Below are 16099 nucleotides of genomic sequence, written 5' to 3' on the forward strand. Positions count from 1 at the left end.
ACCAATACCTTTAAAAGAAAGTTATTAATTAAATCAATAGCGTATGAAAACGAAAGCGATCGCACTTATTACTGCCTGTTTGTTTACCGGATTACTGACCCTGGCCCAAAGCAAGAAAGCTGCAACAGGCGGCGCCAGTTTTGGCATCCGTGCCGGTGTCAATTTTCAGAACCTGAACGGTGAATTCATCGGAGCAGATCTCGACAACAAAATAAAGACTGGATTCAATGTAGGTGTCAATGCCGAGATCCCTTTGGCAGATGAGTTCTACCTGCAACCAGGATTGTTGTTCACGACGAAGGGCGCCGATCTTGACGACAACAACAACAGCAAATTCAACATCTCTTACCTGGAATTGCCCGTTACCTTCCTGTACAAGCCGATGCTCGGTACCGGTCACCTGTTACTCGGTGTAGGACCTTATGCAGGGTATGCTATCGGCGGTAAGATCAAACGCGACAATGGTGATATCGACCTGGAGTTTAATAGCAAACTGACCGGCGCTGAAGCAATTCGGTACGGCTATACCATCAGACGTTTCGATTTTGGTGGTAATCTGCTGTTTGGGTACGAATTCAGCAACCGGCTTTCTGCCCAGTTAAATGCCCAATTGGGTCTGGCCAATATCAGCCCCAAAACGGACGGGTTGGATACGGATGACAACTATACCAAGAACACCGGTTTTGGTGTGTCTTTGGGATATCGTTTCTAACACAAAGAGCCAAGTTTATAAGAGGGACGCCACGAAAAGGCGTCCCTTTTTGTTGGCAGATACTTCCCCATCTTTAGCGAATATTTTTCAAGGCCTTCTAAACACATCATTATTAAGCTATTAACGAACATTTTCACTGCACTCTTGAACACCTTCCGGCCTTCTTTTATGAAAAGAAATTTGGAAATTTATTACGCGGTTCTATCTTTGCACCAGTTCTTTTAACATCTCTTATCAAGAAAGGCAGAGGGAAATGGCCCGATGAAGCCTTGACAACCTGTCACACGAAAGTGTGATAAGGTGCCACGTCCAGCTCCAATGCAAATTGGAGACAGATAAGTCAGATCAATAGCTTCTACAATATTGTATACAACATATTAGAAAAGCTCTTCTGACTCATCGGAAGAGCTTTTTTGTTTTTGGCTCCGTCCGTATCTGACAACAGTTTTCCGATGAAAACTTTGCAGCCTACAGACACACTCCAGTCAATAACGAAATTCCTTCCGAAGAACATCCTCTTGATAAGTGCTGTCGCAGAACACTGTTTAATCATCATTCATCGTTCACACGCCGCACAGCGGCCAGAACAAAAAACTGTTTATCATGCAAGCGACAACACAACTCATTCACAGCATTCCTGTAGATCCACTGACCGGCGCTATCTCTGTGCCTATTTATCAAACATCCACTTTTGTACAAGACGCACCGGGCGTCAACAAAGGGTATGATTACGCCCGCAGTGGCAATCCTACCAGAGCTACCCTCGAAAGCCTGCTGGCTACCCTGGAAGGTGGTGAAGTAGGGCTCGCTTTCAGCAGCGGCCTGGCAGCTATCGATGCCATCGCCAAACTGTTGAAGACCGGCGACGAAATCATTGCCGTGGACGATATCTACGGAGGTGCTTACCGCCTGTTTACACAAGTCTATCAGCAATTTGGTATCAAGATCAATTTCGTCGACACGTCGGATCCGGCCAATATACTGGATGCGATCACACCACAAACGAAGCTGATCTGGCTCGAAACGCCCACCAACCCCACGTTGAAGATCTCGGACATCGAAGCCATCGGCAAGATTGCAAAAGCTCACAACATCCTGTTTTGTGTAGACAACACCTTTGCCACGCCTGCCTTACAAAAACCTTTGTTGCTGGGAGCAGATATCGTTGTGCATTCTGCCACCAAATACCTGGGTGGTCATAGCGACCTGATCGCCGGCGCAGTAGTGACCAAAGACAAAGAGCTGGGTGCCAGGATCAAATTCTTTCAAAATGCCTGTGGTAATATCCTCGGCCCCTTTGATAGCTGGTTGGTGATCCGTGGCATCGAGACGCTGCACCTACGTCTTCGCCAGCATTGTACTACGGCACTGGAAATTGCTCAATTCCTGCAAACACACCCTGCAGTCGATAAAGTATACTATCCCGGTTTGGCCACCCATCCGAACCATGCTATTGCTAAAAAGCAAAGCAAGGGCTTTGGTGGCATCGTAACCTTCAGTTTAAAACAGGACACCGTAGAAGCGGCCACGGGTTTTGCCACTTCTACCCACCTCTTCAAGCTGGCTGAAAGCCTGGGAGGTATCAAGAGCCTGATCAGTCATCCGGCCACCATGACCCATAAGACGATTCCAGCTGACAAGCGCCAGTCTGCCGGTGTTGTAGACAGCCTGCTGCGCCTGAGCATTGGCCTGGAAGAAGCAGAGGACCTGATCGAAGACCTGCAGGCAGCCCTGGATGGCGTATTGGCGCAGTCGGCGAAAAACCTTAGTACGGCTGCTGCTTAAATAGTGCTGGCAAACAGTTCGGCCAAGGGCCACCAATAAACATTATCCAAGAAAACCTGTTAAAGATATACTGGCCCATCAGGGGTAGCATTTACCGGCGATAGCCGATGCAATAGCAACACAACGACAACAACAAACAACAGTTCAGGAACAAAAAAAATCGCAATAGTACATGGAAGCGCACAAACAGTTGACAATTGGTTTATTCGGTTTTGGTGTGGTAGGTGAAGGTTTATACAAGGTATTACAACAAACCCCTTCGCTGAAAGCCACCATCAAGAAAGTATGTATCAAAAACCCCGGTAAAAAGCGGGAAGCCCCTGAGGATCTTTTCACTACAGACAAAGACCTGCTGCTCAACGACCCCGAGATCAATGTGATCGTAGAAGTGATCAATGAATCGGTACCCGCCTTCGAGATCGTTTCCACAGCCCTCAAAAACGGTAAAGATGTGGTAAGCGCCAGCAAGAAGATGATCGCGGAAAATCTTCCCGAATTGCTGGAATTACAGCAAAAGACCGGCAGGTCGCTGTTGTACGAAGCTGCCGCCTGTGCTTCCATTCCCGTGATCCGGAACCTGGAAGAATACTACGACAATGACCTGTTGCATTCCATCAAGGCCATTGTAAACGGATCAACCAATTTCATCCTTACCAAGATGTTCGAGGATAAGCTCGGCTACCAGGAAGCGGTATTGCTGGCCCAGCAATTGGGCTTTGCAGAGACTGATCCCAAACTGGATGTGGAAGGATATGATGCCGTCAACAAATGGGCGTTCCTCATCACCCATGCCTATGGCATTGTGGAGACCACCGACCATATCGTCTTCAACGGTATCCAGAATATCCAGGGCAGCGACGCTACGGTAGCTGCTGAAAAACATTTCGACATCAAACTGGTGGCACAAGCCAAGAAACTCCAGAACGGCAAAGTAGCAGCCTTTGTGTTGCCACAATTCATCAAGCAGGATGATCACCTTACTTTCGTAAAGAACGAATACAACGGAGTAGTCATCGAAAGCGGATTCGCCGACAAGCAATTCTTTTATGGCAAAGGGGCTGGTAGCTTCCCGACGGCTTCTGCCGTATTGAGTGATCTATCGGCACTTCGTTATCAATATAAATACGAATACAAGAAGCTATACCATCACGTACCGCAGGAACTGACCAGCGATTTTTATGTTCGCGTATATGTCAGCTTCGACGATTGGAAGTTCATTCCCAAAGACAAATTCGAGTGGATCGAAGAATGGCATGCCGAAACCGATCGTAAATACCTCGTGGGGGTATTGCCTTTCAAAGAATTACAGGACAATAGCTGGTGGAAGGAAAACAATACTTCCCTGATCCTCTCGCCCGAGGCGATCATCGAAGATGTGGAGATCCGAAAACTGAAGAAGAAAAGCCTGGAACTGGCAGGCATTATATAAGACTTTGTTCGTCTGTTTTTTTGTTGTTGTATTTGCATGAAAAGCAAAAAGCCCGCTTACTTCTGTAAGGGGGCTTCTTTATGTAATTACTATTTTGTTTATGCGTTGGTCTCGTTGTTGTTTTCGACCGGCGCCACAGCCACTTCCGGCTCTTCATTCCTTTTGCGCCTGAAGAACTTCATGATGAATCCACCGGCTGCTACCAAGCCAATGGCGATCAGCTTCCAGAACTTGGCGAGCACAACCAGTATACCTGCCTTGGCCAGTAACTTGCCCGCTACCAGACCACCAATCGTCCAGGCTGCTACCTCATCGATATTGGAATCGAAATCTTTGTAGGCGTTACCTTCCGTAAAAGTGGCCATGTGCAACACCTTACCGATGTCTTTCTTTACCAGGGGCAACTCGGCCATGGTACCCACCGCATTGAGCGAAAGAATCCCTTTGCGACCCAGTATACGGACATCGTAGTTCAGCGTATGTACGCCATCATCCTCTCCAAATTTCAATTCCTTGGCCCAATGCAATACTTTGTTTTCTTTATCGTAATAAGGCTTTTGTGCCCAGCCGATCATGTGTATGGACTCATAGCCCAATTTTGCTCTTTCTTTATTGGCTTCCGGCTCTTCCTCCTGCATTTGTTTCAGCAACTTGTCGTAGTCCATTTCATCCGCATCTTCGTCCTTCACATAACCCATAGCATCGTAGGATATGATAAACGCGTAGCTACTGTCGCTGAACGGATCGGCGTTTACCGGAAAGATCATACCGTCCACATCTTCACGGGGAGGGTTGCCCCAGAGTTCGGTGATCACGAATTTGCTTTGCTCCGCATTCAGGAATTTAAATCCGGCAGGCACATTGAGCTTAGCCACCTTATTGGGCAAATTGACAACGCCGGTTTCGTATTTCAACGCCGATCTTACAGAATCGACGATATGCTGGTAGGCAGTCAGCTGCAGCGAATCTTTGTCGCCCGCATACAGCAAACGGGTAGCCATCACGGCGACCAGCAGGAAAATCAACTTTTTCATGTTGGAGAGTTTGGGGGTTTATGGCCGGCAATTAACCGTTTTTTTACCGCACCCAAAAACTTTTCCTGATCTATTTTTCAAGCTGGCAGTTGGTTTTAATGGTACCGGCCACGCAAATACGCGCTTAGCTCCTCATAGTCAGGCGCTATGACATGGCTTTGCTTTTCAAGGTCCACGATTGATTGCACAGCTGGGGGCAACGGGATCGCCGTACCGATTACAGGCTCTACCACATCATAAAACTTAACCGGGTGAGCCGTTTCCAGGAAAAAGCCCCTCTGCCCCTGATGCTCACCGAGGTAACGCTCCAATGCCAGCAAACCCACGGCACCATGGGGATCGGTCAGGTAGCCGTCCTGCTCAAATACCCGCCTGATGGTTTGCTTTGTCTCCTCGTCGCTGATGCTGGCACTACTCAACACCTTCGACAGCGATCCGAATTCATGGTTAAACAGCTCCAGTATCCTTACAAAATTGCTGGGATTACCAACATCCATGGCGTTGGACAAAGTCGGTACCGCCTTTTGAGGCTGATAGTCGCCTCCCTGGAGGTAACGGGTCACCACATCATTGGCATTGCAGGCTGCAATAAAATGACTGGCAGGTAAGCCAGACCGGTGTGCCAACAGGCCAGCACAGATATTGCCGAAGTTACCGCTCGGCACACAGATAACCGGCGGCTGCTCCTTCTCCTTCCATTGTTTCCAGGCCAGCAGGTAATAGATCTGCTGCGGCAACCAACGCGCCACGTTGATAGAATTGGCGCTTGTCAGAAAAATACGGGAAGTAAGTGCGGCATCCGTGAAAGCCTGCTTGACCAGTTGCTGACAATCATCAAAGCTGCCCGTTACTTCCAGTGCATGAATATTTTTACCCAGGGTGGTCAACTGCTTTTCCTGTACACTGCTCACCTTGCCAGATGGATACAGGATCACCACATCAACACCCGGCACATCATAAAAACCATGGGCAACGGCTCCACCCGTGTCTCCGGAGGTGGCAACGAGTACCACTACCCGTTCGCTACGCTCCCTGGCAAAATAACCGAGGCAGCGGCTCATGAACCGGGCCCCTACATCTTTAAATGCCAGCGTGGGGCCATGGAAAAGCTCCAGTGAATAAATATCCTCCCGCACCTTTTCAAGCGGTATGGGAAAGTTGATGGTTTCGCCCACGATCCTGGCCAGCTCTTCATCTGGCAGGGCTCCTTCCACATACGGCTTCAGCAGGCGGAAGGCAATATCTTCGTTGCTGTATTGTTCTATCTTGTCGAAGTACTCTTTTTCGATGACCGGAATATGGTCAGGAAAATACAACCCCTTGTCGGGGGCCTGTCCCTGGAGGGTAGCTTCTTTGAAACCTACATCCGGAGACTGCTTGTTCAAACTAAAGTAGCGCATCGGAGCTTTCGTTATAGCTGTTTATTGAAGTTGATTATTCTGCATCCATGACCTTTACACCCTCATAACTGATGGTGGTGACATAGGTCTTGAACTCAATACCGAGTTTTACGTACACCTCGGTCATGGCATATTCTACCTGCTGGGCGGTACTCTCTTCTTTACTGAGCATAAAGATGGAAGGACCGGAACCAGAAATACCACCACCCAGTGCACCCGCTTCCTTGCTGTGCTTCTTGACGTCGTCAAACCCCGGGATCAGCATACTACGCACGGGTTCAATGATGACATCTTCGAGGGAGCGGCCGATGAGCCCATAGTCATTTTTCAGGAATCCGGTGACCAGGCCGGCGATATTACCCCACTGCCGGATCGCACTTTTCAGTTGTACCTCTTTGCGCAGGATCTGCCGTGCATCGGAAGTCCGCACTTCGATCTGCGGATGTACTACGGTCACATACAGCGGGGGTGCAGTAAGTTGCACGATGTCGAGTGGAAAAATGGAACGAATCAGGGTAATGCCGCCATAAATGGCGGGTGCAATATTGTCGGCATGCTTGACGCCGCTGGCAACTTTTTCACCGTTCATGGCAAAACGCACCAGGTCTTCATTGGTGAAAATATGGCCCAGTAAATGGTTGGCCGCTACGACAACACCCGCAGAGCTGGCAGCACTGGAGCCCAGACCACTGCCTGGTTTGATCCGTTTATCGATGGTCACCTCGAATCCAAAGGGGGTATCGGCCTCTTCCAGGAGTGCCAGCAGGGCAGCCCCCGCTACATTTTTTGCCGGTTCTACCGGCAATTGGTATCCATCGGTATGTCGTATAGAAATGCCTGGTCGATCGGTTAGCTGTACCCCCATAAGGTCCTGCGGCTTGTGCAGGGCCATACCCAGTACATCGAATCCGCAAACGAGGTTGGCTACAGTAGCTGGCGCGAAGACCTTGACTGCATTACCTGCTTCTACCTGTTTGCTTTTCAGTAATTGTTCTTTCATTGTTGCTGTTTGATGAAGTTTTCCCTGTCCCACATATTCATTCGCTGCTGAATAATTGACTACGCCGTTTAGTGAGCCGCTCTGATAATATCGGCAAAGACACCCGATGCCGTTACTTCAGCTCCTGCGCCAGCACCTTTCACCACCAATGGTTGCTCGGCATATCGATTGGTGTAGAACAATACAACATTGTCTTTTCCGTACAGGTGATAAAAATCATGTTGCGGATCGATGTGTTGCAGCCCAACCGAGGCCTTTCCATTTTCATATTTCGCGACAAACTTGAGCTTCTTCCCTGCCTGTACCGCTTGCTGGTACAATGCTTTGAAATGCGCCTCCTGTTTGCCCATTTCCACATAGAAGTCATCCACACTACCAGTCATACAGGAGGGAGGCATGAAGGTATTGTTGGTAATATCATCCATCTCCAAGCGCTCACCGCTCTCCCGGGCCAGGATCATGATCTTACGCATGACATCGGTACCGCTGAGATCGAGGCGGGGATCAGGCTCGGTATAGCCTTCATCCTGCGCTTGCTTCACCACTTCTGCAAAGCTTTTTTCGCCATTATAGTTGTTGAAAACAAAGTTAAGGGTACCGCTTAGCACCGCTTCAATCCGGTTAACGACATCACCGCTGCGCATCAGATCATTGAGCGTGCCAATAACGGGAAGTCCGGCGCCAACATTGGTCTCAAACAGGAAGGCGGCATTGTATTCGCGCGCCAGGTCCTTCAACTTACGATAGTAGGCATAGGCCGACGAACAGGCTACTTTGTTGCAGGCAACCACCGAAATGCTTTTTCCCAGCAACCGCTCGTACACCTTGGCGACCTGGTCATTGGCAGTAACATCGGCAAATACAGCATTGCGCAGGTTCTTGGCACGGATGTTATCGATAAACCGGTTGAGGTCCATGGGTTCTCCCTTTTCCAATACCTCTTTCCATTGCTGCAGGTTTATGCCCTCATCATTGAAGATCATCCTACGACTATTGGCTATGCCAATTACCCGCACCTGCAAACGGAGTTGCTCCAGTAAATAACCCTGTTGCTGGGCCAGTTGGGCCAGCAGTTTGCTACCAACATTACCAGCTCCTGCGATAAACAGATTGACTTGCTTGTAGCTGGTCTCAAAGAATTCTTCATGCAGCACGTTGATCGCTTTCTTCACATCTGCCGCTGCTATGACTGCAGAGATATTCCGCTCAGAGGATCCTTGCGCAATGGCCCGGATGTTGACACCGTTGCGACCGATGGCACCAAACATCTTTCCGCTCACACCAGGATGGCTTTTCATATTGTCGCCAACCAGTGCTACAATAGAAAGGCCTGCCTCGACGATCAGCGGCTCTACTTTACCGGTTTCTATTTCATAGCCAAATGCTTGATCTACCGCCTTACGGGCGTCGTTGGCGTAGGCCTCATCTACCCCTACACAGATAGAATGTTCGGAAGAACCCTGGGTGATCAGAATGACATTGATCTGCCTGGCAGCCAACGCCTCGAAAAGCCTTTTGGAAAAGCCGGGAATACCCACCATGCCGCTACCTTCCAGACTCAGTAGCGCGATCTTGTTGATGCTGGTGATGCCACGAATATTGTTACCATTTCGTTTTACCACTTCATTCTCGATAACGGTACCATGTGCCTGTGGCTCAAAGGTATTCTTGATCCACACCGGAATGCTTTTCTTCATCACGGGTTGAATGGTAGGCGGGTAGATTACCTTGGCCCCAAAATGAGATAGCTCCATCGCCTCCTGGTAAGAAATATGAGGTAATGCTTTGGCATGTGGTACCAGGCGGGGATCGGCGGTCATCATACCACTCACATCGGTCCAGATCTCCAGCACCCTTGCTTCCAGCGCACCGGCAAGAATGGCCGCGGTATAGTCGGAGCCACCACGTCCCAGGGTGGTAGTAAGCCCCTCTGCATTGGCGGCAATAAAGCCAGGCAGAATAAACAACGACTCTTTGGCTTCTGCAAAATAAGTGCGGATGTTGAAGTCGGTCAGTGTAAAGTCAACAGCCGCGTAACCATAATTGGAATCGGTCAGGATCAGCTCACGCGAATCTTTCCATACTACATCTGCCCCAAGCGCCTTCAGCCTGGCGGCCACAATCTGCGAAGAGATCAATTCTCCAAAACTCACGATGCGGTCACGGGTACGATCGGATAGCTCGCCCAACAGGAAAACACCATTGCAGATATCTTCTATCTCATTGCAACGCTGCTTCACCCAGCTCAGGATACTGCTTTGCGTGGCTATAGGTACCAATACCTTAACGGCATCGAGATGCCGGAGCTCAATGGCCGAGAGCACTTCTTTATAAGATTCATCGCCAACGGCGGCCAACGCCCCGGCTTTCAGAAGATGGTCGGTTACGCCACCGAAGGCCGAAACGACAACAGCGGTTCTTTCCTGCTGTAATGCCTGTTGCACAATGGCTACCACCCTGTTGATGTTATCTGCATTGGCTACCGAAGTACCGCCAAACTTGAGGACCTGCATATCGTGTATGATTAGTTGTATGGTAAGATAAGAATAGAAAGTAATGATCCCTTCCGGGAAAGATCAGCTAAAAGCCCAATTGGTAATATGGAAACGTACAACCCTTAGCGGGTTGTGATAATTGTAGTCGTTGTTGTAGCCGTGGAAGCTACAATGGAGGAAGAAGAAATAATATCGTGTTGACTACGTACCAAAACGTAAGGATAACCAAATATACAAAACAAAACGATAACAAGTGTTAGTTTATAGAAAAATGTCTATCAGGTATGTAGAGTAATGATGAAAAAGGGCCTTCGCAGTACCGACTACCTTATAGAGCGTACAGCTAATCAACCCGGCTTGCTGATGCCGCTTCCACCCTGCTAGTTTTTGTCTTCTTGATTTTTCATCGTACTTTCATCCCCATTTGTGTTGCTGCTTGTTATATGTAATCAATTGATTATTGCCAAAAATACATTCCATATGGACCACCAGTCGACGAGAGGACTGCAGCAATTCAAGAACTTTGTAGGTATCAAGTTCCAACTTTACAACAGCCTTTTTACATCACTCCCATTTCACCGCATCGAGAAAACAGGTATCCTGTTATCATTATTATTAAATAACTGTGAAGAGGGGTATAAACACAAACAAAGCCCGACGCAGATCATCGAAGAGTTCTTCGAAAAGCATACACCGTATCAGAAGGACCAGGATCGTTGTGATCTGTTGTTCCGATTCATTCAATATGTGGAACGCCAGGTGGTATTGTTCGATGCTTTGGAAGATGCGTCTTTCCGTGATGTACAGGACATGAATGGAATTGGTACCCTCAAGTACCTTGAATCGGAAGTCATTCAGGAAAACGCACAGGAGAAGCTGGCCGAGAAGTTACGAGACTTCTCCATCCGCCTGGTACTGACTGCCCACCCTACTCAATTCTATCCCGGTTCCGTTCTGGGTATCATCAACGATCTGTCGAAGGCACTGGCCGACAACAACACGAACCAGATCAACATGTACCTTCAGCAGCTGGGTAAAACGCCTTTCTTCAAAAAGCAAAAGCCTACCCCATTTGATGAAGCGATCAGCCTGGTTTGGTACCTGGAAAATGTATTTTACCCGGCAGCCGGCAGGATCGTCACCTTCCTGAAAAATCAGTTTCACCAAGCTATTCCCGACAACAATCCGCTCATCACGATGGGCTTCTGGCCAGGCGGCGACCGCGATGGTAACCCATTCGTAACAGCCGACACGACCCTTAAAGTGGCAGACCTGCTTCGCGGCAGTATCATCAAATGTTACTACCTCGATGTTCGCAGACTGAAACGGCGCCTGACCTTCAAAGGCATCGATACCATCCTGGCCGAACTGGAAAAACAACTGTACAACAACATATTCATTCCCGGTCAACGTACCGCGCTTACCAAAGACGGTATTCTCGGAGAACTGTATAAGATCCGCGAGATCCTGACCTACCAGCACAATGGCCTCTTCCAACACCTGGTAGAAAACCTGATCAACAAGATCCAGGTATTTGGGCTGCACTTTGCCTCCCTGGATGTAAGACAAGACAGCTCGATCCACAACACGGTACTGGAAGCCGTTGCCGACAAAGAGAAACTGCTGCCCGACAATTATAGCAGCCTGTCGGAGCAGGAGAAGATTACCGCACTGGCAAATATTAAAGGCACTGCTCATCCCGAATTATACGAGGAAGGAGTGATACGCGATACCTTGGAAAGCATTACCACGATCCGCAATATCCAGGAATACAATGGCCCGGAAGGCTCCAACAGGTACATCATCAGCCAATGTAACAGCGCCTTAAACCTCATGGAAGTGTATGGCCTGTTCCTGATGAATGGCTGGACCAGGGACACATTGAACATCGACATCGTGCCTCTGTTTGAAACGATCGATGATCTTGTAAAGGCAGGCGAAGTGATGGAGTCCCTGTACAACAACGAGGTTTATCGCGAACACCTGAAACGCCGCAACAAACGCCAGACGATCATGCTTGGTTTCTCAGATGGTACGAAAGATGGCGGCTACCTCATGGCCAACTGGAGCATTTATAAGGCAAAGGAAGAACTCACCCGCATCTCGCGCAACTACGAGATTGATGTGGTATTCTTCGATGGTCGTGGAGGACCTCCCGCACGAGGTGGTGGCAAGACGCATAAGTTCTATGCCTCCATGGGCAACAACATCTCCAACAAAGAGATCCAGCTTACCATCCAGGGGCAAACCGTCAGTTCCAACTTCGGCACGATCGATTCAGCACAATTCAATATCGAACAATTGCTGAATGCAGGTATATCCAATTCGATTTTCGAGACCAGGGAAAAAACCTTGCACAAAGAAGATGAAGTGTTATTGAAAGAACTGGCCGACGAGAGTCTGAAAGCGTATACCACGTTGAAGAACCACCCTGACTTCCTGAATTACCTGGCACATATAAGCCCGTTGAAATTTTACAGTGAAACGAATATTGGTAGCCGTCCTGCCAAACGGGGCAGTTCCTCCAAACTGAGCCTGAAGGACCTGCGGGCGATTCCGTTCGTAGGCGCCTGGAGCCAGCTGAAGCAAAACGTAACCGGTTACTATGGTGTAGGCATGGCTTTGCAGGCACTGGAGAAGCGTGGTAAACTGCCCGCCATCAAGCAACTGTATAAAAACTCGCAGTTCTTCAAAACACTGATCGACAACTGCGAGATGGCGATGCGAAAATGCTTCTTCCCGCTTACCGAATACTTGTCGAACGACCCGCGCTATGGCGAGATCTGGAATATGATCTTTCACGAGTATGAGCTTACGAAGAAATTCATCTTCCAACTTTCGGGCAAAAACGAGTTGATGTACGATTATCCCGTTGAACAGCTATCGATCCAGACGCGGGAAAGGATTGTACTACCGCTGACAACCATTCAGCAATATGCCATGACCCGTATCCGCCAGTTGGAAGAACAACAGGCGCCTGCCGGCCATAAAGAAATATTCGAGAAGCTGGTGATCCGCTGTTCCTTTGGCATCATCAATGCCGGCAGAAACTCTGCATAACCTATCGATGTACAAAATATAAAAAGCCGCCTCTTGAAAGAGACGGCTTTTTTATTTTCGGGTGTCGTTCTGTAAAAGGAGACACCGGTCGCCCGGTGCCTCTCATTCTTAACAAAACAACACTAAACTCCTGAGTGACTTTGAATGGCTGTGTGAACAAGTAGTCGTTGATGCTGTAGCCACTCTTTTGTTTTGTTATGAAAAATGGCGATAGAAGTACCAGGCAGATATTTCAACAGTGTTCTTAGAAATGATAGGTGGCAGCCAGGATGAATGATCCGGTAGACTTGGTAGGTGCCAGGTTGTGTTTCAGGAACATCTCATCTTTGGCATTGTCGAACCTGAACTCGGGAATGATGGTCAGGTTATCGATCTTGAAATTCGCTGACAAGGTGGGCGCAACAATAGAGGTATTGAAACCCAGTACGTCCTTCTTGTCATTGAAGTATTCACCACGCAGTGTGAGGCCAAACCAGGAAATAGGATCGTAGTTTACATACAACGCTGCATCATACCAGCTGTTCGAATCACCCCATTTATCATCACTACCCTTTGCATTGCGCGACTGCCAGGTAGCATTCAATCCCAGGCCAAACTTGGCAGATGCTGCCAGTGTTGCCGTTAGGTCGAACTGAGTAAGACGGGAAACATCGTCATATTTACCTCCCTGATAGTTTAAGAAGGCTTTTAAAGCGCCGTCTTTCGTACCAGTAGAGAACTGGCCAATGAACATTTTAGGCTCTACACTGGCGCTCTTGAAGTCGGTAGGATTGGTAACACCCACCATCAAGGCACTGGTACCCCCTAAGCTGATGTCTGCTTTCAGGCCAGTATGGAAGAAGGGACCATAAGAGAAGCCGTAGCTCATGCTATAGTTACGGTTCAGGTAAGCATCGAGCAACTCATATCCGATATGCGTACCAAAGCTACCCAGGGTGAACTTGATTTTGTCGGAAGGCGCGTAAGTTATGTACAACTGTTTCACTGCCAATTGAGTATTCTCATCATTGTAAGAGAATTCTTCGGCCCTTTTACCAAAGCCAAGGTCGGCTACCATGCCTACTTTACCGATGGAATGCTCAACTTTGACAGAGGCCATACCCAATGCAAAGGTGTTGTGGGTATTGGTGAAGCTGGTGAAATTATTGTAGTGGTCGAAAGCAGGGTCTTTGGTCGGATTAGCAAAATTGTACCTATAATAGACATCTGCGGAGCCGGAGATATTAAAATTTGATTTTTTAGTTGAGTCTTGCGAGAAAGCACACGTCGAACAGGCCATACCTATGGCCAATACAGAGAATTTTCTTAACATTGCTAAAGATTTTAAGTGTTAATAGGAAGGGTACGGCGGAATGAGCTTGTGTCAGAAGCTTATTTAGATGCTGTACCTTTTCTTATAAACCATGCTCTACCAGTTTATCCTCCATTTTACCATTGTCATGCACGAGCAGTGTACCTTGTAAGTACTTTTCATTGTGCTGAGTAGCATCCAGACCAAGCTCTTCTTCTTCAGATGTTACACGCATTGGGAGTATTAAGTTGATGAATTTGAAGATCACGAATGATACAGTGAAGCTGTACACCACTACGATCGACATAGCTTTCAATTGTGTCAGGAAGAAAGCAGGGTTACCGTAGAAGAGACCTTGAGGCCCACCTTTGATGCCATGCGCCAGTTCATTGGCAAATACACCGGTCATCAGCATACCAACCATACCACCAATACCGTGGCAGGGGAATACATCCAGTGTATCGTCGAGGGTAGACTTTTGCTTGATACCAACTGCGATGTTGGAGATCAGCGCACCCACTACACCAATGATGATGCTTTGGGGAATACCAACGAAACCGGCAGCAGGTGTGATGGCCACGAGACCAACCACGGCACCGATACAGAAACCAAGCACAGAAGGCTTTTTACCCTTCAGTACATCAAAGAACATCCAGGCCAAACCGGCAGCTGCAGCGGCAGTATTGGTAGTTCCGAGGGCGTTAACGGCCAGCGGAGAAGCACCTACGGCAGAACCTGCGTTGAAACCAAACCATCCAAACCATAACAGACCGGTACCAATCAGTACATAAGGCACGTTGGCTGGTGGGATCTCCCTGTTTTCCTGGTGAGCTTTACGACGCTTGAGCACCAAAGCACCCGCGAGGGCCGCACAACCAGCTGTAATGTGAACAACCGTGCCGCCGGCAAAATCCCAGGCGCCCATTTTGGCCAAGAAGCCTTCCGGATGCCAGGACCAGTGTGCCACCGGTGCATACACCAGCAAGCTGAACAGTACGATGAATAAGATATAAGAAGTAAAGCGAATACGTTCTGCCACGGCTCCTACTACGAGACCGGGAGTAATGATGGCGAACATCAGCTGAAACAAGGCAAACAATGATAGCGGAATGCTGGCGGCAGCAGGCCAGGCTGGACCAGATTTTACCCCTTTGAAGAACAAATAAGTGGAGGGATTTCCGATAAATCCACCGATAGACTCGCCAAAACTCAGGCTGAAGCCTACCGCGATCCACAATACACCTACCACTCCAGCTGCTACCACGCTCTTGATCATGGTAGAAATTACATTTTTACGGTGCACCATGCCACCATAAAAGAAGGCCAAACCAGGTGTCATGAGGAATACCAGGGCGGCTGAAACAAGTACAAAGGCAATGTCAGCTGTGCTGTATTGGGTTTCCGTAGCACCAGGGACGTAGTCGGCTTCCGGAGTCACAAACATGGCAATCAGGGCCACGATGACAAGGACAAGAAACGGAGCGACCGTTTTAAGGCTCAATTTCATACCAGTTGATTTTAGTTGTTAAATTAAGAATGAGTTGAATGTGTTATTCTAAATCTAAATTAGCATTTTTCTGCCTGTTTTTGATCAACTCGCATACATGAGATTTATTAACATATTAACAATACAAGGAAGTTCTATACGTTGAAACAATTATCCCACCTGTATTATAGAGAATATCAAATATCGAAATAGAAAAAGCTGTCGTTTTTGGACAGCTTCTAAAAAATATTTTTTTTACATACTGTATTAAACTTGTTTTTTCCGTCTCAAGAGCTCATGAATGATGCATTTATCAATAAAAACCAGCATTCATGCGTCTTTTTGCAGCTAACGTGTATAGGTAACACAAAAGCCACCCACCTTTCGGCGGATGGCTTTTTTCAGCA

10 protein-coding genes and 1 riboswitch are annotated in these 16099 nt (G+C 48.1%); of the genes, 4 read left to right on the plus strand and 6 right to left on the minus strand.

The features are described from left to right. Window positions 1-43: 43 nt before the first annotated feature. The 3 genes from P2W70_RS28580 (at window position 44) to P2W70_RS28590 (ending at window position 3926) form a co-directional block, all read left to right on the plus strand. Window positions 44-712: a porin family protein gene (locus tag P2W70_RS28580; protein WP_276484993.1), complete on the plus strand. Its 669-nt coding sequence runs from the start codon at window positions 44-46 to the stop codon at window positions 710-712. Window positions 713-940: 228 nt separating this feature from the next. Further along, a riboswitch (SAM riboswitch) is annotated at window positions 941-1054 on the plus strand. A 261-nt stretch (window positions 1055-1315) separates the two neighbouring features. Beyond that, the gene (locus P2W70_RS28585; protein ID WP_276484994.1) at window positions 1316-2497 is read left to right on the plus strand and encodes a trans-sulfuration enzyme family protein; all 1182 of its coding nucleotides are present in this window, start codon (window positions 1316-1318) and stop codon (window positions 2495-2497) included. Between the two features lie 172 nt (window positions 2498-2669). Further along, window positions 2670-3926, plus strand: coding sequence for a homoserine dehydrogenase (locus P2W70_RS28590; protein WP_276484995.1), 1257 nt, complete (start codon window positions 2670-2672; stop codon window positions 3924-3926). 98 nt (window positions 3927-4024) lie between these two features. On the opposite strand, the gene P2W70_RS28595 is transcribed toward P2W70_RS28590, so the two are convergent. The 4 genes from P2W70_RS28595 to thrA form a co-directional block, all read right to left on the minus strand. Continuing rightward, window positions 4025-4960 (minus strand): DUF2167 domain-containing protein, encoded by a 936-nt coding sequence (locus tag P2W70_RS28595; protein WP_276484996.1) that lies wholly within the window; start codon window positions 4958-4960, stop codon window positions 4025-4027. 95 nt (window positions 4961-5055) lie between these two features. Continuing rightward, on the minus strand, window positions 5056-6360 hold the full coding sequence (gene thrC / locus P2W70_RS28600) for a threonine synthase (RefSeq protein ID WP_276484997.1): 1305 nt from the start codon (window positions 6358-6360) through the stop codon (window positions 5056-5058). Window positions 6361-6394: 34 nt separating this feature from the next. Beyond that, complete coding sequence (locus P2W70_RS28605; protein WP_276484998.1) at window positions 6395-7360, minus strand: homoserine kinase; 966 nt, start codon at window positions 7358-7360, stop codon at window positions 6395-6397. 68 nt (window positions 7361-7428) lie between these two features. Continuing rightward, window positions 7429-9873: a bifunctional aspartate kinase/homoserine dehydrogenase I gene (gene thrA / locus P2W70_RS28610; protein ID WP_276485000.1), complete on the minus strand. Its 2445-nt coding sequence runs from the start codon at window positions 9871-9873 to the stop codon at window positions 7429-7431. 462 nt (window positions 9874-10335) lie between these two features. On the opposite strand from thrA, the gene P2W70_RS28615 reads away from it, so the two are divergent. Next, a complete protein-coding gene (locus P2W70_RS28615) occupies window positions 10336-12915 on the plus strand; it encodes a phosphoenolpyruvate carboxylase (protein WP_276485001.1) in 2580 nt (859 codons plus the stop codon). Between the two features lie 244 nt (window positions 12916-13159). Here the strand turns inward: P2W70_RS28615 and P2W70_RS28620 are convergent, their stop codons facing one another. Then, entirely contained in the window at window positions 13160-14227 is a 1068-nt protein-coding gene (locus P2W70_RS28620; protein ID WP_276485002.1) for an outer membrane beta-barrel protein, read from the minus strand. Between the two features lie 82 nt (window positions 14228-14309). After that, complete coding sequence (locus P2W70_RS28625; RefSeq protein WP_276485003.1) at window positions 14310-15713, minus strand: ammonium transporter; 1404 nt, start codon at window positions 15711-15713, stop codon at window positions 14310-14312. Window positions 15714-16099 lie beyond the last annotated feature (386 nt).

The sequence above is a fragment of the Paraflavitalea pollutisoli genome, assembly GCF_029360705.1.
Lineage (GTDB): Bacteria > Bacteroidota > Bacteroidia > Chitinophagales > Chitinophagaceae > Paraflavitalea > Paraflavitalea pollutisoli.